At 45.5% G+C, this 24,571-nt stretch carries 33 protein-coding genes; 2 read left to right on the top strand and 31 right to left on the bottom strand.

Going from position 1 to position 24,571, the window contains the following annotated elements; translation table 11 throughout:
- Position 1 precedes the first annotated feature (1 nt).
- From nusB to miaB, 12 genes are all read right to left on the bottom strand, one after another.
- Entirely contained in the window at positions 2-409 is a 408-nt protein-coding gene (gene nusB / locus FNY66_RS02715; protein ID WP_150310210.1) for a transcription antitermination factor NusB, read from the bottom strand.
- A 102-nt stretch (positions 410-511) separates the two neighbouring features.
- On the bottom strand, positions 512-895 hold the full coding sequence (locus FNY66_RS02710) for an Asp23/Gls24 family envelope stress response protein (protein ID WP_087151145.1): 384 nt from the start codon (positions 893-895) through the stop codon (positions 512-514).
- A gap of 74 nt (positions 896-969) precedes the next feature.
- Positions 970-2,562: a peptide chain release factor 3 gene (locus FNY66_RS02705; RefSeq protein ID WP_087151144.1), complete on the bottom strand. Its 1,593-nt coding sequence runs from the start codon at positions 2,560-2,562 to the stop codon at positions 970-972.
- Between the two features lie 178 nt (positions 2,563-2,740).
- Positions 2,741-3,352 (bottom strand): SpoIIIAH-like family protein, encoded by a 612-nt coding sequence (locus FNY66_RS02700; RefSeq protein ID WP_190324761.1) that lies wholly within the window; start codon positions 3,350-3,352, stop codon positions 2,741-2,743.
- 23 nt (positions 3,353-3,375) lie between these two features.
- Positions 3,376-3,921, bottom strand: coding sequence for a stage III sporulation protein AG (locus tag FNY66_RS02695; protein WP_229409426.1), 546 nt, complete (start codon positions 3,919-3,921; stop codon positions 3,376-3,378).
- Between the two features lie 40 nt (positions 3,922-3,961).
- On the bottom strand, positions 3,962-4,318 hold the full coding sequence (locus FNY66_RS02690) for a stage III sporulation protein AF (RefSeq protein WP_087151141.1): 357 nt from the start codon (positions 4,316-4,318) through the stop codon (positions 3,962-3,964).
- Positions 4,319-4,343: 25 nt separating this feature from the next.
- Positions 4,344-5,591: a stage III sporulation protein AE gene (locus tag FNY66_RS02685; RefSeq protein ID WP_087151140.1), complete on the bottom strand. Its 1,248-nt coding sequence runs from the start codon at positions 5,589-5,591 to the stop codon at positions 4,344-4,346.
- Positions 5,588-5,974: a stage III sporulation protein AD gene (spoIIIAD, locus tag FNY66_RS02680; RefSeq protein WP_087151139.1), complete on the bottom strand. Its 387-nt coding sequence runs from the start codon at positions 5,972-5,974 to the stop codon at positions 5,588-5,590. The genes FNY66_RS02685 and spoIIIAD overlap by 4 nt, the downstream gene beginning before the upstream one ends.
- A gap of 88 nt (positions 5,975-6,062) precedes the next feature.
- Positions 6,063-6,257, bottom strand: coding sequence for a stage III sporulation protein AC (gene spoIIIAC / locus FNY66_RS02675; protein ID WP_087151138.1), 195 nt, complete (start codon positions 6,255-6,257; stop codon positions 6,063-6,065).
- Between the two features lie 13 nt (positions 6,258-6,270).
- The gene (locus tag FNY66_RS02670) at positions 6,271-6,789 is read right to left on the bottom strand and encodes a stage III sporulation protein AB (RefSeq protein ID WP_150310207.1); all 519 of its coding nucleotides are present in this window, start codon (positions 6,787-6,789) and stop codon (positions 6,271-6,273) included.
- Positions 6,777-7,733 (bottom strand): stage III sporulation protein AA, encoded by a 957-nt coding sequence (gene spoIIIAA, locus FNY66_RS02665; protein WP_087151136.1) that lies wholly within the window; start codon positions 7,731-7,733, stop codon positions 6,777-6,779. Before spoIIIAA ends, FNY66_RS02670 begins: the two co-directional genes overlap by 13 nt.
- A 943-nt stretch (positions 7,734-8,676) precedes the next feature.
- Positions 8,677-10,134, bottom strand: a complete 1,458-nt coding sequence (gene miaB / locus FNY66_RS02660) for a tRNA (N6-isopentenyl adenosine(37)-C2)-methylthiotransferase MiaB (protein ID WP_150310206.1) — start codon at positions 10,132-10,134, stop codon at positions 8,677-8,679.
- Between the two features lie 177 nt (positions 10,135-10,311).
- Between miaB and FNY66_RS02655 the strand changes: the two genes are divergently transcribed.
- Positions 10,312-10,740, top strand: a complete 429-nt coding sequence (locus tag FNY66_RS02655; protein ID WP_190324760.1) for an RNA polymerase sigma factor — start codon at positions 10,312-10,314, stop codon at positions 10,738-10,740.
- Entirely contained in the window at positions 10,724-11,335 is a 612-nt protein-coding gene (locus FNY66_RS02650; protein WP_087151132.1) for a zf-HC2 domain-containing protein, read from the top strand. The genes FNY66_RS02655 and FNY66_RS02650 overlap by 17 nt, the downstream gene beginning before the upstream one ends.
- Before the next feature lie 30 nt (positions 11,336-11,365).
- On the opposite strand, the gene FNY66_RS02645 is transcribed toward FNY66_RS02650, so the two are convergent.
- The 19 genes from FNY66_RS02645 to FNY66_RS02555 all read right to left on the bottom strand — a co-directional run bounded on the left by FNY66_RS02645 (position 11,366) and on the right by FNY66_RS02555 (position 24,567).
- Positions 11,366-11,548 carry a DUF4250 domain-containing protein gene (locus tag FNY66_RS02645; RefSeq protein ID WP_087151131.1) on the bottom strand — a complete coding sequence of 61 codons (183 nt, stop codon included), beginning with the start codon at positions 11,546-11,548 and terminating at the stop codon, positions 11,366-11,368.
- On the bottom strand, positions 11,518-12,042 hold the full coding sequence (locus tag FNY66_RS02640) for a 5-formyltetrahydrofolate cyclo-ligase (RefSeq protein ID WP_229409425.1): 525 nt from the start codon (positions 12,040-12,042) through the stop codon (positions 11,518-11,520). The genes FNY66_RS02645 and FNY66_RS02640 overlap by 31 nt, the downstream gene beginning before the upstream one ends.
- A 40-nt stretch (positions 12,043-12,082) precedes the next feature.
- Positions 12,083-12,304 carry a DUF896 domain-containing protein gene (locus tag FNY66_RS02635; protein ID WP_087151129.1) on the bottom strand — a complete coding sequence of 74 codons (222 nt, stop codon included), beginning with the start codon at positions 12,302-12,304 and terminating at the stop codon, positions 12,083-12,085.
- A gap of 109 nt (positions 12,305-12,413) precedes the next feature.
- Complete coding sequence (locus tag FNY66_RS02630; protein WP_150310203.1) at positions 12,414-12,791, bottom strand: hypothetical protein; 378 nt, start codon at positions 12,789-12,791, stop codon at positions 12,414-12,416.
- Between the two features lie 81 nt (positions 12,792-12,872).
- The gene (locus FNY66_RS02625; protein WP_150310202.1) at positions 12,873-14,597 is read right to left on the bottom strand and encodes a putative polysaccharide biosynthesis protein; all 1,725 of its coding nucleotides are present in this window, start codon (positions 14,595-14,597) and stop codon (positions 12,873-12,875) included.
- A 14-nt stretch (positions 14,598-14,611) separates the two neighbouring features.
- Positions 14,612-15,109, bottom strand: a complete 498-nt coding sequence (ybeY, locus tag FNY66_RS02620) for an rRNA maturation RNase YbeY (protein ID WP_150310201.1) — start codon at positions 15,107-15,109, stop codon at positions 14,612-14,614.
- Positions 15,106-16,104 (bottom strand): PhoH family protein, encoded by a 999-nt coding sequence (locus FNY66_RS02615; RefSeq protein ID WP_150310200.1) that lies wholly within the window; start codon positions 16,102-16,104, stop codon positions 15,106-15,108. Before FNY66_RS02615 ends, ybeY begins: the two co-directional genes overlap by 4 nt.
- Positions 16,079-17,368 (bottom strand): sporulation protein YqfD, encoded by a 1,290-nt coding sequence (locus tag FNY66_RS02610; protein ID WP_150310199.1) that lies wholly within the window; start codon positions 17,366-17,368, stop codon positions 16,079-16,081. The genes FNY66_RS02615 and FNY66_RS02610 overlap by 26 nt, the downstream gene beginning before the upstream one ends.
- Entirely contained in the window at positions 17,365-17,652 is a 288-nt protein-coding gene (locus FNY66_RS02605; RefSeq protein ID WP_087151185.1) for a YabP/YqfC family sporulation protein, read from the bottom strand. The genes FNY66_RS02610 and FNY66_RS02605 overlap by 4 nt, the downstream gene beginning before the upstream one ends.
- 68 nt (positions 17,653-17,720) lie before the next feature.
- On the bottom strand, positions 17,721-18,020 hold the full coding sequence (locus tag FNY66_RS02600; protein WP_087151124.1) for a Dabb family protein: 300 nt from the start codon (positions 18,018-18,020) through the stop codon (positions 17,721-17,723).
- Positions 18,021-18,057: 37 nt separating this feature from the next.
- On the bottom strand, positions 18,058-18,951 hold the full coding sequence (locus tag FNY66_RS02595) for a damage-control phosphatase ARMT1 family protein (RefSeq protein ID WP_150310198.1): 894 nt from the start codon (positions 18,949-18,951) through the stop codon (positions 18,058-18,060).
- Complete coding sequence (locus FNY66_RS02590) at positions 18,948-19,583, bottom strand: hypothetical protein (RefSeq protein WP_150310197.1); 636 nt, start codon at positions 19,581-19,583, stop codon at positions 18,948-18,950. Before FNY66_RS02590 ends, FNY66_RS02595 begins: the two co-directional genes overlap by 4 nt.
- Positions 19,584-19,633: 50 nt before the next feature.
- Positions 19,634-20,140: a flavin reductase gene (locus FNY66_RS02585; RefSeq protein ID WP_087151121.1), complete on the bottom strand. Its 507-nt coding sequence runs from the start codon at positions 20,138-20,140 to the stop codon at positions 19,634-19,636.
- A gap of 14 nt (positions 20,141-20,154) precedes the next feature.
- On the bottom strand, positions 20,155-21,168 hold the full coding sequence (locus tag FNY66_RS02580; protein ID WP_150310196.1) for an aldo/keto reductase: 1,014 nt from the start codon (positions 21,166-21,168) through the stop codon (positions 20,155-20,157).
- Between the two features lie 15 nt (positions 21,169-21,183).
- On the bottom strand, positions 21,184-21,774 hold the full coding sequence (locus tag FNY66_RS02575) for a hydrolase (RefSeq protein WP_087151120.1): 591 nt from the start codon (positions 21,772-21,774) through the stop codon (positions 21,184-21,186).
- A gap of 125 nt (positions 21,775-21,899) precedes the next feature.
- Positions 21,900-22,478, bottom strand: a complete 579-nt coding sequence (locus tag FNY66_RS02570; protein WP_087151119.1) for an HAD family hydrolase — start codon at positions 22,476-22,478, stop codon at positions 21,900-21,902.
- 12 nt (positions 22,479-22,490) lie between these two features.
- A complete protein-coding gene (locus FNY66_RS02565; protein WP_087151118.1) occupies positions 22,491-23,351 on the bottom strand; it encodes an AAA family ATPase in 861 nt (286 codons plus the stop codon).
- Positions 23,352-23,397: 46 nt separating this feature from the next.
- Positions 23,398-24,213, bottom strand: coding sequence for a hypothetical protein (locus tag FNY66_RS02560; protein ID WP_087151117.1), 816 nt, complete (start codon positions 24,211-24,213; stop codon positions 23,398-23,400).
- A 15-nt stretch (positions 24,214-24,228) separates the two neighbouring features.
- Positions 24,229-24,567, bottom strand: a complete 339-nt coding sequence (locus tag FNY66_RS02555) for a hypothetical protein (RefSeq protein ID WP_150310195.1) — start codon at positions 24,565-24,567, stop codon at positions 24,229-24,231.
- Positions 24,568-24,571 lie beyond the last annotated feature (4 nt).

The following is a 24,571-nucleotide window of genomic DNA, read 5'->3' as shown; positions in this document are numbered from 1 at the left end:
TTCAGGACTCCTGTTTCGCCAGCCTGCCGAGTACGCCATTAACAAAAGATGAACTGCCATCACCGCCAAATCTCTTTGCCAGTTCTACGGCTTCATTGATAGCTACGCCCTCAGGCACATCCTCGTCCCACTTCATCTCATAGACAGCAAGACGCAGGATCGTCAGGTCTACCTTGTTCATCCTGGACGTTCTCCATCCCTTCGCCGCCTCATTGAGCAGTTTGTCGATTTCTTCTACATGAGAACTTACAGCCTGATACTTCTTCTGTATATACTCTCTGTCCTTCTCTTTTACATTATCGATCGTCTCAAAATAATATTGCAGGTGTTCCGGCATGTCTGCCGCCTCATTAAACTCAATCTGGAAAAGCATCTTAAAAACATGCTCTCTCAGCTCTGATCTTGTCATAATAATTTTCTCCTTCTGTCATAACTATAGAAAAAGGATGTCTTGCGACATCCTCTATTATACAACACCGGGTGCATAGTTTGCAATAACACCTCAAACGGATCAGTCCTGTTTCTCCATCTCGACTCCGGCAACCTTGATATTGACATCGGCCACTTCGAGTCCTGTCATATTCTCCACAGCATTCTTGACTTTCTCCTGGACTTTTCCTGTCACTTCGACAATACTGTAGTTGTATTTGATGTTGAGTGCAAGCGATACAGTCACCACACCCTCAAGAACATCCACTTTTACGCCTTTTGAAAGATTCTTAATCCCCAGTTTTCCGATCACTTCATTGGTAATATTGCCGGCCATGGAAGCAACTCCTTCAACTTCAGTCGCTGCCAGCGCTGCTATGATGGCAACAACTTCATCAGCGATCTTTACTTCGCCGAGGCTTGCCTCATTTTGTATCGTATAAGTGTTCTTTTCGTCCTTAGCCATCTTCAAAACCTCCCGTTTTGTCTAATCTCTTTCATCATTATAGCAAATATCGGTTCATTTGCAAAGGAAAACCTTTACGAACGGCCGAATTCGGAAAGGATCAGTCCTTCATTACGCTCCTGCGTCATGCGTATGCTCCATTCGTGAACAAACAGCAGCAGCGGGCGGTCTTTCAAATCTTTAATCTTCTTCATATCAGATGTTCCGCTGACACGATCCAGATCTATATCCTCATTTTCTATCCAGCGTATATGCTCGTACGGAAGATTTTCAAGTATGATATCAACGTTGTATTCATTTTTCAGACGATATTTCAGCACGTCAAACTGCAAAACGCCCACAACACCTACGATAATCTCTTCCATGCCAGTGTTGTACTCCTGGAAAATCTGGATTGCACCTTCCTGGGCAATCTGATTGATCCCTTTTACAAACTGCTTTCTCTTCATCGTATCTACCTGGCGCACTCTTGCAAAATGCTCAGGCGCAAAGGTCGGTATTCCTTCATAAGCAAATTTTTCTTTCGACGTAGTCAGTGTATCTCCGATCGAGAAAATCCCGGGATCAAAGACGCCGATAACATCTCCGGCATAAGCTTTATCGATGATTTTTCTTTCACTTGCCATCATCTGCTGGGGCTGGGAAAGCCTTACGTCTTTTCCTCCCTGCACATGATACACAGACATTCCGGCATCGAATTCTCCGGAGCAGATCCTCATGAATGCGATCCTGTCCCTGTGTGCCTTATTCATATTTGCCTGGATCTTGAATACAAACGCCGAAAAGTCCTCCTCCTTCATCGGATCGATCTCTCCGTGGTCAGACATACGCGGAAGAGGTGATGTCGTCATGGTGAGGAAATGCTGGAGAAAGGTCTCTACACCGAAGTTTGTCAGGGCAGAGCCGAAAAATACCGGGGAGAGTTCTCCTTTATCTACCAGATCCTGATCAAATTCCGCCGCCGCGCCATCGAGAAGCTCGATCTCTTCTTCGAGAGTGACTTTGGCCTCTGTCCCGATCAGCCAGTCTACTTCAGGATTATTGATAGCGACTTTCTTTACTTCTCCCATGGAAGTACCTTTCCTTGTGTCCGAGAAGAGATCCACTTCCTTTTTCTGTCGGTCAAAGACACCTTTAAATGCCTTGCCTGAACCGATCGGCCAGTTTACCGGGCAGGTCGGAATCCCCAGCTCTTTTTCAATATCATCGAGAAGATCGAAAGTATCTTTTGCGTCCCGGTCCATCTTATTAATAAAGGTAAAGATCGGAATATGTCTCATTGCGCATACTTTAAACAGTTTTCGTGTCTGTGCCTCCACACCTTTAGAAGCATCGATCACCATGACCGCCGAATCCGCCGCCATCAGGGTACGGTACGTATCCTCCGAGAAATCCTGATGTCCCGGGGTATCCAGGATATTGATACAGTATCCGCCATAATTGAACTGCAGTACAGATGATGTCACTGAGATTCCTCTCTCTTTTTCAATCTCCATCCAGTCGGACACCGCATGTTTTGCTGTTGCCTTTCCCTTTACCGAACCGGCTGTATTGATAACTCCGCCGTAGAGCAGGAACTTCTCTGTAAGAGTAGTTTTTCCCGCATCCGGATGGGAGATAATGGCAAATGTTCTTCTCTTTTTTATTTCATTCTTGATATCAGACATACTAACTCCCTTTCCTGACACTATATCAGCACCGGAATGTGCCTTTTGGCACTTCCGGTGATTAAAGTTCCCGGATTATTTCCGGACATACTTTTTTTAGTTTAGCATATCTGATCCGATACTTCAACTACTCACTTAATGTACTTTCAGTCATTTGGTAACACTTCAGCCACCGGAATCATTCATGGATCGGTGTGATCACGATATTCTCGGGTGCAATCTCGGTTTTCCTGGTCACTATATCCTCAATCTGCGCACGGTTCGCATCAGTCAGTTCATCTGCTTTCACTACGACATCTGCCGAATCGGCATCCAGGCTTACAACTGATTCTGAGAATCCTTTTGACGCCATCAGTGTCTCGATCGCCGCCTCCTGTTCTGCGATTTCTGTCATCTGCACAAGCTGGTCAACTGCAGTCTGCTTTTCTGCATCACTCAGGTTTGTATTATCTATTATTCCCTGCAGCGTTTCTTTATTTTCAGCTCTTACCTGCTCCCTTGTTACCTTTGCCTGGGCAACTGTAGTCTCGGCAGTGCCGCTTGTAAGGACCGCCTCGCCGGGTGTTCCCTCCACATCAGAATCATTACTTTCAATATCCTCTGTCGAACTTTCGATGTCTTCTTCCGAAATATCCAGAAGCTCCTGATTTGCAAGATCTGCATTTGCCTCCGTTGTACCGTCCTCACTTTCTCCGAACAGAATGCCGGAATAGTTCAGGTATCCGGCAATTGCGATCATAACTGCCAGTGTTGCAATAATGATCTGATTCTTCTTAAACAACCGTTTCACTTTCTCCATCCTCCTTTTATGTATCAGGCCCGTTTCATTATTTTAATCTTATGCGCTTCAACACCGAATAATGCCTGAACAGCTTCTGTAATACTCTGTGCGACTACTGCATTATCGCCTCCGTCTGCAATCACGACAACTCCTTCGATTTCCGGAGACAATTCTTTGCTTACATACGGTACAGAAGATCCGTCGGCCTCCTGTTCATAAATACTCGTCTTATCCGATGTCGTATCTTCAACCGTACGCGTTCCGCCCTCACTGTCTGCTTCTTCTGTTGTCTGGGATACGCTGGACTGGTCTTTCTCTATAATCTTCTGCCCGCCGGACTTAAGTGTGAGCATAACCGTAACCTCTCCTACTCCGTCAACCTGCTTTAGAAGATCCGCCGTTTTATCTTCGAGATACGTCTCATACTCTCCCATGGAGGTACCGGTCACGCCCGCCGTGGATACACTTTCACTTTCCGCAGATGTATCCGCCTGATCCGATGACGGGAGCGGAATAACCGCCACGAAAAGCAGCATACCGATCAGGAACAGAATAAGCAGATGATTTTTTTTCGGCATTTTTTCTCCGGACCGCAGTTTTTCAAGCCAGTTCTTCCATTTATTCCTGTCCAATCTCTATCTCCCCCACATCAATCTGACGATCATCCTTCCCTCTGTCCGCATCATCTTCTGTCTGCAGATACTCGAATAGTCCTGAATTCCTGTAAAATTCGTCTGCCTTTTCTATTTCCTGCTGTTCCAGTCTGTATTCATTGCTTTGATAAAATGCCTCAAACCTTCCTTTCATGCCGAAAAGATTTAAAATGGGTGTGGTTAAGAGCAGTATCAGGATAAGCCCGGAAAAGAAACGGATATATCTGGCATAATCCTTGCCCGGAACAGCATACATCACGGCAGATGCTGCAATAAGATATACTGTTATATTCTGAATCCATCCGTAGACCTGTTGAAACATACGCACTCCTCCTTCCCGAATATGTTCATGATGTGGATGCTGCTACAATTGCTATCGTAAGCATAAAGAGCAGGCCTGTCGTGAAAATGACTCTTGCCATGATCTCATATCCTTCGCTGACACTGCTGATGCACGTTGTTATTCTCTTATCTGATACCGGCTGTACAAGTGCAGCCGCAAGTTTGTACAACAGTGCCATGATCAGCATCTGAATGATCGGAACAGCACAAATCACGACAGCAATTACAGCCCCTGCCATTCCGATCCCGTTTTTGATAAGGACTGCTGTTCCAAGCACTACCTCGGCCGCTCCTCCGACTGCATTTCCTACCCAGGGCAGCGCCTCGGCAGTACGGGTAAGGGCACTTCGTTTTACTGCGTCGATGGCTGGTGCGAGTAGTCCCTGTACTATATTGACGCTGACAACACAGATAAGGAGAGTTTTCAGAATCCATGTTACAGCCTTCTTGATCAAATCGGCGAATTCAGAAAGAACATCCTCGCCCGTCAGGTTACCGAGCACGCAAACCATAATATAGATATTAATAACCGGCAGCAGGAAACGTACTATTACAAGCTCGACTACATATATCAGAAAAAGGATCACATTATAAAAGAAAAGTGAAGTCACACTCCCCGATGCGAATGCCACTGCAAGAAAATAGCTGGGACACAGCACTCTCATAAAGTCAACAAGTGAACCCAGCTTCTCCTCCAGTCCCGCAGCCGATGTCTGGAATGAGGTCAGACACAGGGTAATGAGCAGCATATATACAATATAAAAACTGATGTCGGAAATCTGTCTGCTCTTGAACGCGCCGGCAAAGTTGCTGAATACAGCCGCTGTAAGGGCAGCCAGCAGAACATACGCGAGATTCCGCCGGTTGTATTCAAATTCATAGGATACCTGATCCGCCAGAAACCGTAAGAATATCCTGATTGTTTCCGTCATGTCTCCGGACATAAGTGTAGACACCACCTCAGTAAAAGAAATCTTCTCCCTCGGGAACATCTCTTTCAGGCTGTCTTCGATTTCGCCAAAGTCGAACTCAGCAAACAGAGTGTTCTGCACCTGTTCCTGCAGAATATCTATATCCTGCTCCGAAATTTCGTCCTCTTCGTCATCTGTTTGTGTCAGGGCTGTTTCTGTATTGTCTTCTTCTGCTCTTACCACAGGTACAGTCTCCGCCGCATCTACGATCCTTGTCCCGAGTCCGAAAACAAGCACTACAAGAAATATTGTAAACAAAAATCGTCCTTTTCGACCTCTCATGACAGAAACTCCTGGATCGTCTGAAGGAGAGCAAGAAGCACAGGCAGCCCCAGTACGAGGATCGTAAGCTTCCCGAAGATCTCGATCTGCCCGGCAAGCGTCTGATAGCCTGCATCTTTGCATATACCAGAAGAAAATTCAGCGATGTATGTAATGCCGATCATTTTGAACATTGTAGACAGATATCCTGAGTCAAGGTCGATATAAGATGTTATCTGTTCTACCGTCCTGATAAAAATCCCAAGCCTGTCTACGATCAGAGAAAACAAGATTACCCCGGTCGCCACACAGACATAGATACCGTACTCCGGCTTTCCTGCTTTCATCTGGATCGCGAGTACGGCGCCGATCACACCGATAATCCCCGCCTGTATCATGCTCATTCTCTTTCCTCCTGTTCACTAATTGGTCTCCGGAAGCATCCCCCGGTGAACTGACACATTCACAGCTATACACGGATATGTCAGTTCACTAGAGCGCAAATAGCCGGCGGATCGTCTGAAATAGATCATAAATATATGGAAGAACCCACGAGAGTACCAGGATCAATCCTGCAAGGCTTGCCAGAAATGCCTGCTCTTCTCTGCCGCTGTGTTTGAGCACCTGGCTTAAGATCGATACTAGTATCCCCACTGCTGCTATTCGAAAGATCAGATTAATATCCATGTTTCCTCCCATCTCAGATCAGGATCACAATAAGAAAAATACCGCTCATCACCCCCAGACAACTGCCGATCCTGGTCTTTGCAGCAAGGCCTTCCCTGAGTTTCTCTATCTCCAGATCTACACGGTTAAGATACATCTGCAGTGTATGATCCAGAGTCTCCTGTTCCAGACTTCCGAGAAATGTTCCCGGTTCCTTTATCAAAATAGAGTGTTCCTGTTTCAGCCCGAGCGATTTCAAATATCTATCTATACAGCGGCTCCACGCCCGGACAAATCCTGTCTCTGTACGCTGTTCTACTTCACGCGCCGTCTCCATAAGCCATGTGCGGTACGGTTTCTTTATCCGTCTCGCCACCTCCTGAAAGACCTCGGGCAGCGGCGCATGGGTATATGCAATCTCGCCCTTGATCAGGCTGAAAACATATCGAAGATACTGCATTTTTTCCAGATACGCTTTCAACTCACTGCAGTAGACATACCCCGCACCGCTCGTCGCTGTCAGGATCAGTATCGCTCCTATCACTCTCTGCACAGCACACTCCCCCGCTCATCATAGATTCCCCGTATTTCCCCGGGATGTTCACCATTTCCAAGCACAACATATCTCTCAAACATCCTTCGCCGTATCAGTTCCCCTAGCACGGGCTTTTTCTTTGCCTCGTCCATATCCAGGCCGTGTACACTTGCGATCAATTTGCATCCGCACTGCATCGCATATTCAACCGCATGGATATCCTCGCTCGTTCCAATCTCATCTACAGCAATCACCTGGGGCGCCATGGAACGGATCAGCATGATCATTCCTTCAGCCTTTGGGCAACAGTCCAGTATATCTGTCCTGGACCCCAGATGATTCTGGGCAATTCCAAGATAACACCCGCCCAGTTCCGACCGCTCATCCACTACGCCTACAGAACATCCTTTCACATACTGATTCCCATCAGATATCTGACGGATCAGATCGCGGATCAGCGTCGTCTTTCCACAGCAGGGCGGCGATATGATCAGGGTATGGCACACCTGCTTGTTTTTCGTAATATATGGCAGCAAACTATCGGCACATCCGATCACTTCATGTGAAACTCTGATATTGACAGATGATATGTACTGGATATTCTTTACCTTGTCCTTTTCCATGATCACTTTTCCCGCCACGCCTACTCTGTGCCCTCCTTCAATTGTCAGAAATCCCTGTCTTAATTCGTTCTCATATGCATAGAGGGAGTAATGGCTTATGTAGTCCATTGTCTCCCTCACTTCTTCTTTCGTAATTATATGCGGACTTCCCGCAGATGGCAGAATCTCTTCTTTATTATCTTGTACGATTCGTACCGGCTGTCCGGTGCGCAGCCTTATTTCCTGCAGGCCCTCAAGACCGCCCGCATATCCCTGTATAATCCGCCTGACACTTTTTGCAAGAATGCCCAATACCTGATTCTCTCTGTCTGTTTTTTGTCTTATATCACTTCTTTCCATCTTGTCCACCTCTTTACACAATATATGTAGGGCCAACAAAAATATGAATAGAAATTCGTATTTTTCGTATTGGCTGATAGTACGAAAACGTCCGAAATACAGCAATATACATCAATCTGACTCACATGTACGCAGGTGGAGAAAAAGGTTGATCCCGGCTCCGGTTACAGGAAATAACTCAAAGTAACAAAGCAGGAAAATGGTTAAAAACAAGTGAAAAAATGGCGAACTCGCAAGCTCAAACACCCTCATTTTTTCACTTAACACCATTTCCCTGCTTTTAACTTTTCCTAATTTCCTTCCAAAGTCGCCGTTCTCAACCTTTTTCTCCCTCTGCGTAAGGCGCATCATAGCGGCTGTAATCGTCCATTTTGACGTTTTACCGACTAACAATCCAATCCGAAAAATTCTCATACAAACAGAAAGAAGTGGGAGCTTTATCGTAAATGGTTGATAATTCTACAATTATTTCCTGAATCTTTTTATGTCAGATAGATAACCGTTTCCGGTTATGGAGATTTCTGGTTCCGCTTGTCTGTTTTATATCTGCAGAAATAATCCCCCTGTCAAGTCCTTGCCCGTAAACGGGTGCTTTGCAGGCTTGACAGGGGATTATCCTGCAGATAAATATTAATCAAGCGGACCAGAAATCAAAGCGGCTCGAATTTGCCCCCAAGCTTAACTAATACTATATCGGCCAGGATCCATGAAATCTGAGTCAAGAAAGATCCGGCTTTAATCCTTCCGTTTGAAATTCGATTTTCGGGATGGGAAAGAAAGCAGCCGGGAGGTATGTATTGTGTACGCACCGTTGGAGCGGCGTCGGCACTTAGAGCGCGTCTTCTGCGCTCTTATGTACCGCTACGACGCGACCGAGTGAAAACGTGTGCGATAACAATACATACCTCCCGGCGGATGGTTTCTCAATCTGATAAATCTGAATTTAATTTATTTGTTCACCGATATAGTAGAACCCTCTGCACTCATTCAGTCTCACCTGATAGAATTTCCCGATCATCGATGCGTCTCCTGGGAAGTGGACAAGCAGGTTATTGCTCAATCGTCCTGTCACCAGGCTGCTGTCGTGGTCGTTCAGAGACTCAACCAGTGCGGTCTGCACGGTTCCCTCATGGACAGCACAGGTTTCTGCCGAGATATCCTGCACTTCTTTCAGGAGTCTGTTGAAGCGATCTTTTACCACTACTTCCGGTACCTGTTCTTCCATCACGGCAGCCGGAGTGCCCGTGCGTTTTGAGTAAATAAAGGTGAAGGCGCTGTCATAGCGGACTTTTCTTACTACATCAAGTGTCTCTTGAAAGTCTTCCTCAGTCTCACCGGGAAAGCCGACAATGATATCTGTAGTCAGGGAAATGTCCGGTATTGCTTTTTTAATACGACCCACAAGATCAAGATAACTTTCTTTTGTATATCGTCGGTTCATCTTCTCAAGAATACGTGTACTTCCTGACTGCACTGGCAGATGCAGATGCCGGCAGATTTTCTTCGACTCTGCCATAACCTGAATGAGCTCATCTGAGAGGTCTTTGGGATGAGAAGTCATAAACCTTATACGCTCCAGTCCGTCTATCTTCTCAATCTCTTTTAAAAGCTGAGCAAACGTGATCGGATGTTCCAGTGTCTTTCCATAAGAATTCACATTCTGTCCAAGGAGCATTACTTCGACTACTCCGTCCGCCACAAGACGCTCGATCTCACGGATGATTGCTTTCGGATCGCGGCTTCTCTCACGTCCGCGGACGTACGGTACAATACAGTAGCTGCAGAAATTATTGCAGCCGAACATGATATTGACTCCCGATTTAAACGAATATTTTCGCTCTACAGGCAGATCTTCTACGATCTTGTCCGTATCTTTCCAGATATCGATCACCATCCGGCCTGATTCCATGCGTGTTGCCAGGAGCTCTGCAAATTTATAAATGTTATGCGTACCGAAGATCAGGTCTACAAAACGATAACTCTTCTTTAATTTCTCTACGACCTCCGGCTCCTGCATCATGCATCCGCAGAGAGCGATCCTCATGTGAGGATTCTGCTTCTTAATTCTTCCGAGCTGCCCCAGCCGTCCGTAGACTCTCTGGTTTGCATTCTCGCGGACCGTACATGTATTGTAGATGACAAAATCAGCCTTCTCTTCGTCCGCCGCTTCAACATAACCGATCTGCTCAAGGATTCCCACCAGTTTTTCAGAATCTCTTGCATTCATCTGACACCCGAAAGTAACCGTTTTGTAGCTCAAAGGCAAGCCGCGTTCTTCATTAATTTTTTTTACAATTTGACGACACTTATTTATAAAGTAATATTGACGTTCCGGTTCGGTAACAGGCGCCTCATCCGGCAGCTCATTGAAAGTTTTGTCCCATTTTTCTTTATCTATCATTTATTTGTTCACCTCATAACATATAAAACACTATTGAAACGATGATCATTTACACCGTCATTGAATTATATCATGCAGTCTGATTGCAGGCAACACGAAAAATCAGATGGCCGGCCAGGGGCGCCTGCAAGTTTTTTAATTTTTTAAAGTGTAACATTTTTTGATATAATTCATGATTTGTCAGAAGATCTTACGCAGGAAACTTTTTACCAGGCATATAGATCAATCCATCGATTCCATGGAGACTGTAAACTATCTGTCTGGTTATGCCAGATTGCAAAACATGTATATTTTGATCATTTGAAAAAAGAAAAGCATATTCAAGAGGTTTCAATTGACAATTTGGAAATATTTGACTTAAGAGGTCAAGAAGCTGATCTTGAAGAAGCATATCTTGTTAAGGAAGAAATACAGGAGCTATTATTCGTTTTAAAGCAGGCGAAAGAATCTTACGGCCAAGTGTTCTGGCTCAGGGCATATGAGGAAATGAGTTTTAAAGAAATTGGGCAAATCCTGGGAAAGAGCGAGAACTGGGCACGAATAAATTATTATCGAGCAAAAGAATGGATCAGAAAGAGGATGATGTCAAGTGAAAATAACATGTGATATAATTAGTGATTTAATCCCATCATACATTGATGATATATGCACCGCCGATAGCCGCAGGCTTATAGAAGAGCATATCCGCACTTGTGAAAAATGCAGACAAAAGATAGGTTATATGGCAGATCCCATAAATTGTCCTGAAATATCAGAGGACGCTGAAGTAAAAGAGCCGTTCCTTAAAATAAAGAAAAGAAATAGAATTCATGTTATTGCAGCCGTTGCAATTACCATTTGCATACTAGGTTCAGCTATGTTTGCTGTCCAGGAAGTTGGTGTAATTCATAATTATTTTTATCCGAGAAGTGAAGCTACGATCATTAATGAGACCGGTCGATCTGAATGGCTTACAGTCAACATTTCAGGAAAAAAATATTTGAATTTTTCATCTGTTTTTTATAATAAAGAATTGATAAATGATGCTAACAGCAGCGAAAAAGTAGCCATTATGATTTATGATGAAGAAGGTCGGGTTGTGATGGATAGTATCACAATCGAACCGGGGGAGACTATTAATTTAGATATGCTCAAAAACGATCAAAACTATATCGTTAAAGCAAAATGCGGAAAAGGAACCGTCTTTTTAAATTTCTTTTAGCGAGTAAAATTGCTCTGTTGAAGAACTTTTTTATACGAACTGGTTCCGTCCGGCATCATATGTATAATCGATCATATCCAGTTTGTCTGACAGCTCTTGTATGTCGATCTGCATATCATCGCAGAGCGCATCCAGGGACGGGTAATAGTCTCTCAGTTTTGTGTTGATCACACTTAAAAGTATCACCGGATCTCCGGGCAGTCCTGTGAGCATAGGATCACTTCCTCCTCCGTAATAATCATATCAGCTTTTACATCTTCCGGCTCCTGCGGTATTTCCGGGGCAATCTGCACAGAATATGCAAGTGCAGCCTTCACGCACTGTGTCTGTCCCTGCAGATAGGTGTCATAGTAACCACCGCCGTATCCTGTCCTGCCGCCGCTGCGGTCAAAAGCAAGTCCGGGCATCAGGACAATTGTATGAGCCATAGGAGCCGGAGCTTTCGGACACCATGGTCCCGGCTCCTTTATCCCCATAAATCCCGGTTTCAGATCGGCGGGACTCTTGATAAAGCAGAATTCCATCCTTCGCTTTCCCCGGACTCTGGGGAGCGCTACCCTCTTGCCGCGGCGCAGTGACTCCTCAATGATCCGAAGCGTGTCCGCCTCATCCTTAAAAGAGGCATAGCAGTAAATGAACCGGGCATCCTGATATACCGGCTCATTAAAAAGTCGCTCTGCTATCCGGGCGTCGGCATCTTTTCTCATTTCGCAAGGCAAGTCTTCCCGGATCTTCCGATATTTCTCTCTAATTTCCTTTTTTGTTTCCGTACTTTTCACCAAGATTCACTACCGTTCCATCTTTTTCTTCAACATCGATATTATTGAGCTGCACACGAAGATTTCTCTTTACTGACTCCAGATATTCCATGCGGAGGAGCTTCTGTTCCTTTTTCTCGGCTTCTGTAAGTCCCTCTGCTTTTGATTTCCGGTACAGCTCATTGATCCTGCTTATCTTTTGACTATCCATGAATAATCCTTTCAAAAACTGTTTTCATTTCCCTTGTTTCAATTTTTATTTCGCCGGACTGTATTATACACTATTTCGTTGCGTTCGTCCAGATATGAGAAAAGTTATATCAGCTCGAATAATTTTCTAGAAATCCATACAAGTCTTCCTGTGTTGAAATATACTTGCCTGCAGCAATCTCCTGCTGTACTTCTTCCGGGAGATCAGTAAGAGGGATCTCCGTCAGCTCATAGATCGTCTGCCTGTCGCTCAGATATACTGCAACAAACCCCTGCATTTCACATAGATAATATCCTTCCTCACTATCCTCACCGTTCTCCTCTACTGCGGCTCCTTCCGCTGTAATGCTGCGTGTATCGGTAACCTCATGATCCAAAGCAGCCTGCTGACGGGTAACATGATCATAGGAAATCTGATATCCGGCAGTAAGCAGGGCACCAAAGATAAAAATTACAGCAAAAAAGCCAATCATGTACTTTTTCTTCATGGTCTCCACATCCTTTTTACATACAGTATTGGCTTTTTTACACATTTTATTCAATTGTATCCGGAATGCCGGCACTTACGGTCATTCATTATAATCGTCAAACTCGTCTGAGTCGTTATCCTCGTTTCCTGATTCAGGAAGCAGACGGAGTCTGCGGCTGTATCTGAGCAGTCTTGCTCCCATCGGAAGTGAAAGGATATCATCTTCTGAAAGAGTACCCGTCTTAAGGATCATAACGACATAGACGATAATAGCAACACAGATTGCGATCACTGACGGGAATATACGTCCGCCGATCAGCAGATCCAGCACAAACCAGACTACATATGTAATAACACCCATCACCGCAGATGCGATGAACGGTTTCAGGAACATATTCCTGATATTGATCTTGTAGCCGCATACTTGCCGGATCTTCCACTGATTCAGGATACACATGATAAGGGCAAACACGATATTGCTTCCAACCAGCGCATAGACATTCATGCGGAAGACCACCAGCATGACTACAAAGGCCGCGAGGTGAACTCCAAGTGCTATTGCAGCATTTTTCGCCGGACTCGACATATAGTTAAGGCCGTGAAGCACGGAGTTTGTTATTGAAGACCATCCGTACAGCACAACAACGATTGCACCGAGCATAAGCAGATTGGCAGGAGTTGCACTGCTGTCATTGTACAGAAGTACCATGAGCGGTGATGCGAGCACAGCTATGCCGACAGCACTCGGGATCGTGATGATCGTTGCTATCCTGAGTGTCTGGTCGATCTGATAATGAACTTTCTTCATCTGTCTGCTCATAACCGCCGCAGTAAGAGTCGGAACGATAGAAGCACTGACCGCCGACGGGATGGACAGCGGAACATTTATCAGTGGGTCATATTTCCCGGTGTAAATCCCCTGCAGCGCCATATATTCCTGTTCAGAAAATCCCTGCCATGCCATGATATGATTAAATACTGTCAAGTCTATGATCTGGTTGATATTATAGATCGCCGTACTGAAGATTACGGGAAGCGCAGTCAGGATCAGCGCTTTCAGTATATGGGAATATGTTTCTTTTCTCTTCGAGTGATCTCGTTTTAATTGTTTCTTTATACTTCCTCTGTACAGCCAGAGTACAAACAGAAGAAATAAAAGTCCTGCGAGAGCCCCCATAACTGTTCCCAGCGTTCCACCCGCAGCGCCGTATGCCGGTCCCAGAAGCTCCTCTCCCGCTTCCTCTCCGGCCCGGCTTCCAATCCCGAACAGAACACTGGCACCGATAATACTGATTACAGCATTAATGATCTGCTCAATAACCTGTGAGATCGCGGTCGGCATCATTGTACCCAGCCCCTGGAAATATCCTCTCAGCACAGCCATCACCGCAACGATAAACAAGCCCGGAGCCAGCACTTTCAGTGCATAGACGCTGAGCGGCGCTTTCATGACATGCTCAGAGATTGCTCCGGCGCCTAAGAAAATCGCAACAGCAATAATAAATCCTACAATAACAGCAAATATGAGAGAACATAAAAACGCCCGGAATGCATTTCTGCGCTGTCCGACAGAAACCCTCATCGAAACAATCTTTGACACGGCGGTCGGAAGGCTGAGCGAGGAAATCATCAGGGCAAATGCATACACCTGATATGCATATCCGTAAAATCCGTTTCCTTCATCGCCGAGAAGATTCGTCAGCGGGATACGGTAGACAACGCCTATTACTTTCGTAATTACAGCAGCCGCTGCCAGGATCGATCCCTGGACAATATAGTCTTCCCCTCTGGATTTAGTTTTTTTATTCCTTGGTGTCTCAGACATGTAAGTCCTCCTTGTTATCGCAGAATATTGATCTTCTCCATAATCGCTCTCTGCTTCTCTTCCATTACTTTTCGCTCTTCATCATCCATATGATCATAACCGCACAGATGAAGCATACTGTGGGCGATCAGGAATGCATATTCTCTCTTTGGCGAATGCCCGTATTCCTGTGCCTGCTCAAGGACTTTGTCGACAGAAATCACGATATCTCCGAGCATCAGTTCTCCCGATTCCGGATCGAATACATCGGCGGTCTCCTCGTCTATTATTGAGAAATCACCCGGATGATCGAAATCCAGCATCGGGAAGGACAATACATCTGTTGCCCTGTCTATTCCTCTGTGTTCCAGATTCATCTCATGGATTTCATCATTATGAGTGAGCAGCAGACTGATCTCAGTCTCATACGGGCACTTTTCATGTTCCAGCACCGCATTTACAACCAGTTCCGCAATTTCTCTTATATCAAAATCAAATTCTTCCTTACCTTCTGTCTCAATAAACAGACTCATGATTTCTTCCTCCTGACATTCCCTCTTGTCTTCGCGTTACTCTTCTTCTCATACTCTTCATAAGCTTTTACGATCTTTTGTACAAGAGGATGCCGCACGACATCTTTGCTGGTCAGTGTGCAGATGCTGATGCCCTCCAGGTCTTTTACTACTTTGACTGCCACATCAAGTCCCGATGTTGTCCCTGAAGGAAGGTCTTTCTGTGTGGAATCACCGGTAATGACTACTTTGGAGCCGAAACCGATCCTCGTCAGGAACATCTTCATCTGTGCAGGCGTCGTATTCTGAGCCTCATCCAAAATGATAAATGCATTATCCAGAGTACGCCCTCTCATATAGGCAAGAGGAGCCACCTCGATCAGGCCTTTCTCAGAATTCTTGATAAAGCTGTCCGCTCCCATGATCTCATAAAGCGCATCATAGAGCGGGCGCAGATAAGGATCGATCTTGCTCTGCAGATCGCCGGGCAGAAATCCCAGCTTCTCTCCGGCCTCGATCGCCGGGCGGGTAAGAATGATCCTGCCCACTTCATTGCGCTTGAACGCAGTGATCGCCATAGCCATGGCAAGATAGGTCTTGCCGGTACCCGCAGGGCCCAGTCCGAATGTAATCATATCCTTCCTTATCGCATCAACATACTTCTTCTGCCCCAGCGTCTTCGGCTTGATCGGCTTACCCTGAAGTGTATGGCAGATCAGTTCTCTGTCGATCTCCACGATTCCTTCTTCCTGGTCTTCAAAGACAAGGGAGATCGCATAATCTACATTTTGTTCTGTGATCGTGTTTCCCCTTTTTGAGAGTTCCAGGAGCTGCATCATCACCCTCCGGGCTTTCTCGGCAGCATTTGTCTCTCCTACGATCTTTGTACTTCCGTCACGGGCGATCAGTGTGACATGGAAGGTACGTTCAAGTTTCTTTGCATATGTGTCAAACTGGCCGAATACATTTGCTTCGTGTTCGGCCGGTATATCAATCATCAGTTCCGACAGACTCATCTGTTTCTTTCCTTTCGATCGTTAATATTTCTGTATCCGCCTCTTCTGTTATCCTCTCATTCAGATAAAGTGTGCCCGCAGCACTGGCTGAATCGGCATACAGATGTATTTTAACACTATTTTCTCTGATTTGAATACCTTTTTCATCCAAATCTTTACAAAACTGCTGAAAATCTGCACTTAAGATTTCCCGAATCTCCTGATCTGTATACTTTTTTTTCTCAAATGTGTAAGATACAGCTTTCTTTATTCCGAAAGAAAGAGGCAGATAAAAGTTTTCCCCGGCCTTGACCTGCCGCTCTGTCACAGAGATTTCACTGTGTTCGTATTCATTGGAAATGCTGCCGATGGAGAACGTAAAGTCTCCGATCCGTATATACGGCTGATATTTTGTCCTGTCATCATAGACCTTTTCCTGATAAACCCGGGAGATACTGTTCGTATATTCAAGCTCTGTGTCCGCAAATATATCGGCATCCGACTGCTGATACTGATATCCGGTCACCTCTCCGCTGTCATTTACCACATCCACTCTGCCAAGGACCAGGATGTCGCCCTTTTCCACCTGATCTCCCACATGTACCTGCGGGACTCCGGCGCGGGTTACAATACTTGTTATAACTCCGTCAGATGAGGCGATCAGATCAGTCGGATGCTGTTCCTGTGCTGCATCATCCATATTGTCTGATGAACTTTCTTTCCTGCTGTCCGTATCAGTCAGGAGTGTATCCTCATTTTCTTTGATCTGGATCTTCAGCCGGCTCCCGTCCACCGATGCAGAGACCCAAACTATATCATTATATTCTTTTCTGATATTTTTTACAATACCCGGGCAGTCCACCTCACTTTTCAGCATAAACGGCGCAACACCCTCGCTTTTTAAGTATTCTGCCAGCGTTTCGTCCGGCCATTTCTCATTTCCCTCGAAATGGATATCCCATATGAACAGCGAATATATCTTCAGCAGGGCAATGCACAAAAACAGTCCGAGAAAAAACAATTTTCTCTTCCTGTAATGAAAGAGAAAGAACGGAAATCCCCATCGTTCTGTCAGTGAGATCTTGGTTTGCGTCTTCTTTGCCAGCGGCTTTAGCCTCCTGAAATCTGCTATGCTCAGATACATTTCGTAGCCGTTCCTGACAGGCGACAGTCCCCAAATATATATATTATGATATGAACACATATTGAGAAACCTTTCCGGAGAGAATCCCCGGACGCGTATCTTCACATATCCTCTGAGATAACGTATGAATGAACGGATCATTCCTTATTCCTCCCGTCAGCAAATTCGATACTTTCTATTCTGCCGGTGATTTTCATCTCATCATTTGTATAGTACTCCACCCGGAGGCCCTTTCCGCTCAGACGTATCTGCCCGCCCTTTGTCTGCACCCGGACAAGGCATTCTGTATATTCCGTTATTCCCCTGTAATTCTCAATACATACTTCAAAATTTCCAACGGCGGTAACGACCGCCGCTTTCATGACAACATCTTTCGGCATACTTGCAGCCGATGCGAGTCGTTCTCTAAGCTGTTCTTTTTCCATAAAAAATGCCACACATACGCCTTTTATAGTCAGTATATGTGCAGCATAAAATGTCCTATTCGTATAATTTACTCGTAATCGAGGCATGCCCTTTCTGTCACGTACGGTCTCACATAGGTATCTGCGACAGCTACATGAGCCGGATGCGTGGCATAGACTGCAATATCTTCCGCTCTCTCAAGGGTCGTCACAAGCGCTATGTCATGTGTGCTCGATGGGATCGGTTCCTCCACAAACTCGACTGTGAGCAGTCCGGGAACTTTCCCGACCAGCGCGCTTAAATTTTCATGCATTGCTTTTTTCAGTTCTGGCTTGTTTGCCTCTTCAATCTCCGGTTTAAATTTCCACATTACAATATGATGTACCATTTTCTGCCTCCTTGATTCTTTACTTTTCTTTTTCCGTTTATGCAGATATATCTCCCTCACGCAGGATCCGCCTCTCGTTGACAAGCATCCCCTGATATCGCCCGGCGCGAAATCTTCTCATAAACCAGTCACATTTGCAGAGGAACAGATAATAGATATTGAGACCGCATCCGTGGATCGTCTCAAAATTCCCCTGACCTTTCGAGATGATGATATCTGAGCTCTCGATCTCCTCTCGCGCTTCATCGTTGATATCATTGAGGTCCGTCCCTGCGATATCGCTGCCGTTATCTATCACTCTTACCACTGTGTCGAGACCAGTAGCGTGCGCCGCTTCAATGTCAGCGTCATTTACGACAGGGGCTCCTCTGACGACAGCGGTCATCTCAAGAGCCGGATAATATTCCCTGAGTATCTTCAGAGCTATCTTATCGAGAACAACCTCGCCGCAGTTATCTGTCAGATAGACGAGTTTCTGCGCTTTTTTCAAATCTCCCAGTAGCCTTTCATACTCCTTCCGGTCCAGTCCCTCTTTTCCCTGTTCCTCAAAAAGTTCCAGCAGCTTCTCTTTTGAGATATCTTTTACCGCGGCATAGTCAATATAGTTTCCCGTACGCGCAAAGCAGAGGGCTGCTTCAAGCGGATCTGCGTGTTTCCTTATCTGCTCTTCTATATCTTTTTCCATAGAAAGGAGAAAGTCATTGAACTCCTTTTTCACCTCTGCCATCCCGTCTCTTATGCCCCAGTATTTCTCGTAGATCCTGGACAGGGGTTTTACCAGTGCAGGCGCGGACAGATCCGGATTACAGGATGAGAGAAACGCAAGGATTTCCCTCATATATTTCATCTTCTTCTCTTCGTCATCAAACTTTCGCACTTGAGACTCCTGCATCTGTATCAGGCAGGTAAGGCAGAAAGAATTAATCTTCATAATGCTCCTCCTTCCATGAACATACTTAGGATCATGAGTATGAACACAATGACAAATATAATCTGGACGACACGCCCGTTTCCGGCCATTGTTTCTTCAAATTCAAGAGGTCTGTCGTCAAATATCCCCGGATCACTCATTCGCTCCTTAAACCGAAAGTCTTCCAGATAATATTTCCAGCCGCTCCTGTCGGTATAGACGCGCACCTGTTCCGAAGCAAGATAGCGATGAATCGGCTTGCGATACCCCTGACTCTGTATCGTGTTGGTCACACCTGTCACCGGATCTGTGATATCCACTTTGAGATAATAGTATCTGTGATATCTCAGAGTACGGTTTTTGCCGGAATAATACGGAACATCCTGCCTTACCACTCCCTGGATGCGTCCGGGCTGTGACTGTCCGTATGCTATTGCATCTGCGCGCTGCTTTCGGTAAAAGAGCGCCCGTCTTATCATAGTCACTGCCGAATACACCGGGAGCAGGCCTGCAACAAAGAACAGTATAACCGTTATCCCCGCTCCGCCTGACATAACAGACCCAAGAAGGGCAGAATACCATAATATTACAAACAGGAAGATAAACGCTACATTTCCGATCTCTTCTTCCGCCGGACGGATCTTTTGTTTCATAATCTACTCCTCTGCGCTGAAACGCGTCTCTGGCATACGATCTTTTGCATTTACTTCTTCAACACTTTTACGATCTCCGCTATATACATCGTGTGATAATCCTTGTCCGGATACCATTTCGTATCACATTCACTGTCGATAAAACACTCCGGAAGCATTTCCTGCGCGTAGAGCTTTCTGCACACGAAGATTTCTTCTGCCTCTTCCACTGCAGTTGTTTCGTCGATCTTAACAGGATGCAGACCTGCCTCCTGCCATTTATCAGACACATTTCTTCCGGATACCGTACCGCACACATTCAGTGCCTTGCGGTATTCTTCGGGAAGAAAAGAAATGGTAAAGTATTCGTCTTTGTCGATAAATTCTTTTGTGTATCTCTGTGGACGGATATAAACCGTCGCCACAGGTTTTCCCCACATGATCCCGACGCCGCCCCAGCTGGCTGTCATTGTATTGGATGTATCTTCGTTCCCTGCAGTCACCAGCATCCACTGTCTGCTGATCTTATCAAACGGATTAAATTCTAATGTCGAAATGTCAACTTCTTGAAATGCCATCTTGCATATCCTCCTTAAATAAAAGTTTTATAATCCTCATAGTTTTTCGCCAGAAGATCCGGCGTATTCAGACCGTAAGGGCATTTATTCATGCACTTTCCACAGTGTAAACAGTCCTCGATCTTCTTCATTTTTGCCTGCCATTCTTCTGTAAGCCATGCTTCACTCGGAGCACGTCTTAACATCAGGCTCATCCTTGCACAGTTGTTGATCTCGATACCTGCCGGACAGGGCATACAGTATCCGCAGCCCCGACAGAAGTCACCGGTCAGCTCTTTCTTATCTTTCTCGATCTTATCCTGCAATTCTCCTGAAAGTGTCGGCGGACAGACCTGGTAAGAAAGGAACTCGTCAAGCTCTGACTCTCTCTGGATCCCCCAGATCGGTGCAACATGGGAAAATTGCGGCTGATTCATATAAGCATAAGCACATGCCGAGTCATTGATCAGCCCGCCTGCAAGACCTTTCATGGCGATAAAGCCCATATTCTCCCTGCGGCACATTTCCACGATCTCCACATCCTGTTCTGCCGCGAGATAAGAGAACGGAAACTGCATCGTCTCGTACAGACCGGTTTCGACTGCTTCCTTTGCCACGGCGATCCTGTGGTTTGTGATACCGATATGCCGGATCTTCCCCGCTTCCTTTGCCCTCAGTGCAGCTTCATAGAGTCCTGTACCGTCTCCCGGTCTCGGACAGAACGCCGGATTGTGGAACTGATAGATATCTATGTAATCTGTCTGAAGGTTTCTCAGACTTTCCTCCAGATCCTTTTCCATATCCTCTCCGGTCTGCGCCGCCGATTTCGTGCTTATAATGATCATATCCCGCGTATATTTGAAAGCAGCGCCCATCTTTTCCTCGCTGTCCGAATAAGCCCTTGCAGTATCAAAATAATTGATACCGTTATAAAATGCCTTCTGCAGGAGATATACCGCCTCTTTTTTCGACACTCTCTGGATCGGGAGGGCTCCGAATCCATTCTTATTTACTTCTAATCCTGTCTTTCCTAATATCACTTTGTCCATAGCAGCTCTCCTCACTCATCCTTCTATCTCCGACATTTCTTCCTTTATCTCTGTCTCGCAGGACTGCATGGCACGCAGCGTTTTATCGAACAAGTCATTTAATTCCCATCCGAGGTTCTCTGCTCCGGTGCGGATAATGTCTCTGGAACACCCCGCAGCAAATCGTTTGTCCTTAAACTTTTTCTTCACACTGGAAACTTCCATATCAGCCACACTCTTTGAGGGACGCATAAGGGCAGCCGCACCGATCAGCCCTGTCAGTTCATCTACCGCAAAGAGCACTTTCTCCATCTCGTGCTCCGGTTTCTCCTCGCTGCAGATTCCGTAACCGTGAGAACAGACGGAGTGGATCATATCCTCTCCCACTCCCGCTTCTTGCAGCAGTTCCGGTGCTTTCCGGCAGTGTTCTTCCGGATACATTTCAAAATCAATGTCATGCAGGAGTCCTGTGATTCCCCAGTAATCTTCTTCATCACAATATCCAAGTTCCTTAGCGAACCAGCGCATGGTCTTCTCGACTGTCAGTCCGTGCTGAATATGAAACGGTTCCTTATTGTATTTCATCAGCAGTTTTAATGCATCCTCTCTTGAAATTGTACTTTTCATGCTTGTTCCTTCTTTCCGTTGAAGCGCCCTTTCTCAAAGAAATGAATCTTTTGAAAAAGAGCGCATTCTGTTTTTACTTATTCTATTATACACAGTGCCGCCGGAAATTACAATAAAGCTATAACTTATTCCGCCAAAAGGATCTGTGTCATCAGCTTTGTGTTTATCTTATCAAGCACATGATCAGCTTTTGGAAGTTCTTCTTTCGGGGATATCTCCGTCTTTACATATAGAGTTGCAAGCCCGGCTTTTTTTGCCCCTTCTATGTCACACACGCCGTCGTTTCCGACCATGACAGCTCTGTCTCTGTCAATGCCATATGTATGGATAAGCTTTTCAAAAAAGCGTACATCCGGTTTTTTACGTTCATGTTCGGAAGAAATGAAAATACCGTCGAAATATGGCGTGATCCCCAGCGCATTCATCTCGTACTCCGTAAATATCTTCTGGGCATTGGATAAGAGATAAATCTTCTTTCCGCTGCTTTTCAAGGCAGACAGCATTTCTTCCGTACCATCATATAGTCTGAGATGATCGATGGAAAGAATACGGAAAAACTGTCCTGCATGTCTGACAAGCACCTCGTCCGCATTTACTCCTTTTTCCTTGAAAAGTGCAAGGAACACTTCCTCGATCCGGATTTCCGGATAGGCTTCGTGGGCGTCCTTCCGGATTCCGCCTTTTCCTCCTCGCTTTTTATACATCAGCTTAATATATCAATCCGTAAATTCTTCACTGTGATCCCGGAAAAACGTATAGTACGCCCTTACATTTTCCAATTCTGTCCATCTTTTCACATCCGCCGGGTCTTCATCCAAATCATAGATCTTTGCACCTCTCATAGATAAGAGGAACGGTGAATGCGTAGAGATCACGAACTGACAGCCAAAAAACCTTGCCGAATCTTCCAGGAACTTTACTAGTTCCTGCTGTCTTGCAGGAGACAGGCTGTTCTCCGGCTCATCCAGCAGAAACAGCCCGTTTTCAGTAATCTTTTCCGAAAAGTAAATAAATGCACTTTCTCCGTTGGAATATTCCCGGATATTATCCATCAGCTCTGACCTGACATACCGGGACTGCGTCAGACGTCTTGCTTTCGTGACTTTTTTCAACCTTTCGTAATCATCCAGAGAACGCATCTGAAAGTCTGCATATTTCGCATCCAGATAATCTTCGAAAAGCGATTCCTTCTTCCGGTCTATCCCTTCATTCATACTGCGGATATTCAGCATATAGTCAAAGACATCGTCGCTTGTAATAACACGGCTGTTCACAGGAAGACGCACTTTCAATTTATAGTCGCAGAAATCCAGATAATCCTGAAAGAAATTGGACCTATTAAATACACTGTCCCGCGCAAGCTGGAGTTTTTCTCCGATCACATTCAGAACCGTCGTTTTCCCCGATCCGTTGCCTCCATACAGAATCGTAACCGGCTCAAAATCGATCCGGCGAAGGTGGTGCCTTGAAAGGATCTGAAAAGGATAAAAAGAATCATAACACGTCCTTTTCTGCTTCACAAAAAAGTCAAATTCCCTGTCACTGTCAGGAAAAGTAAAATACTCTAAATATAACATCCTTTATCCCCTCCATTACTCCATCCTCTTACAGACTTTAGGTCTATTATAGCATCCGCTGCCCTCTCTGTCTCTTAAGTCTTTTCTTCCTTATCCAGAACCACCAGATCAAAAATCCTGCTATCCCGGCAATGATGATAACCGGAACGCCCAGAAAGAGTACGGAAAACTGTCCGCTTTCTTTTACGGCGGCAATCTGTGATGCATCAGCTTCCTGCGCAGGGATCAGTTCATGCTCAACTCTCTGCGGAATGTTGGTATCCGACATATCTGAAAGACAGATCCATACATCTCTCGTGCCGTACATATACGCTGTATATCCCCACAGACGTCCATCAGGATCCTTATAGAATGTCGTAATTTCATAATCATCCATCACAGAAGCGCCAGACGAATTAATAACACCTGATTCCGGATAAGACCATGATACAAATACTGTTCCGTCTGAAAGCAGATACGGCTCATCTTCATATATTTCATCGGAATGCTCCTCCATGAATTCCGGACTCCCGTATTCCAGATACAGATCCGCCATAAGAATCCATTTATCCTGGGTTTCTGCTAACCCCCACTCAAGCCCGTCGTTATCGGTATAGACAAAAGAGATGTATATGCTGTCTCCCTTCTGCAGTTTTCCGCCCTCAGTTGTCAGATTCGGAGCATCCCACAGATATGTATCCGCTCCCGCCAGACACGATCGATCAAAATACGAGCACTCGTCACTATGTCTTTCGTAGAAATTGTTTTCCGGCTCAAAAATAACGTCCGCCGATGCCGAAAGCGGATGTACAAAGACAGCAATACAGACAAACATTACCATTCTCAAAAAGACTTTCCTTTTTCCGTCATGTTCCTTCTTCATAACCTTTCCTCCCTTTTACAGCAGCATCGAAACAACCAACCCTGTGCCAAATGAAATCGCATTCAGAACAAGCGCCATTCTCCATGGACTGTACTCTTTTTCCTGCCATATCATACATTTCCGGAGTATGACTCCCTCCGAAATAAAAACAAGCGCCTCTGCAGCCAATACTGCCGCATTAAACGGAATCCGGGTGTAAGCAGGAAGCACCAGGCTGAGAAAGACAGCTACAGGATTTGTGACAGTATTGACGAGAAGCAGAAGTATCTGCTCCTTTTTATCTATGCTGAAGAAAAGTCTGGCTGCCCCGCCTTCAACCAGGACAGTCAGTATCCATGGAATAATAAGTAACATGTAC

The organism is Mediterraneibacter catenae, assembly GCF_008691045.1.
GTDB classification, from domain to species: Bacteria; Bacillota; Clostridia; order Lachnospirales; family Lachnospiraceae; genus Mediterraneibacter; species Mediterraneibacter ornithocaccae.
Note: the sequence above shows the minus strand (reverse complement) of the source record. Positions and strands in the feature narration are given on the sequence as shown.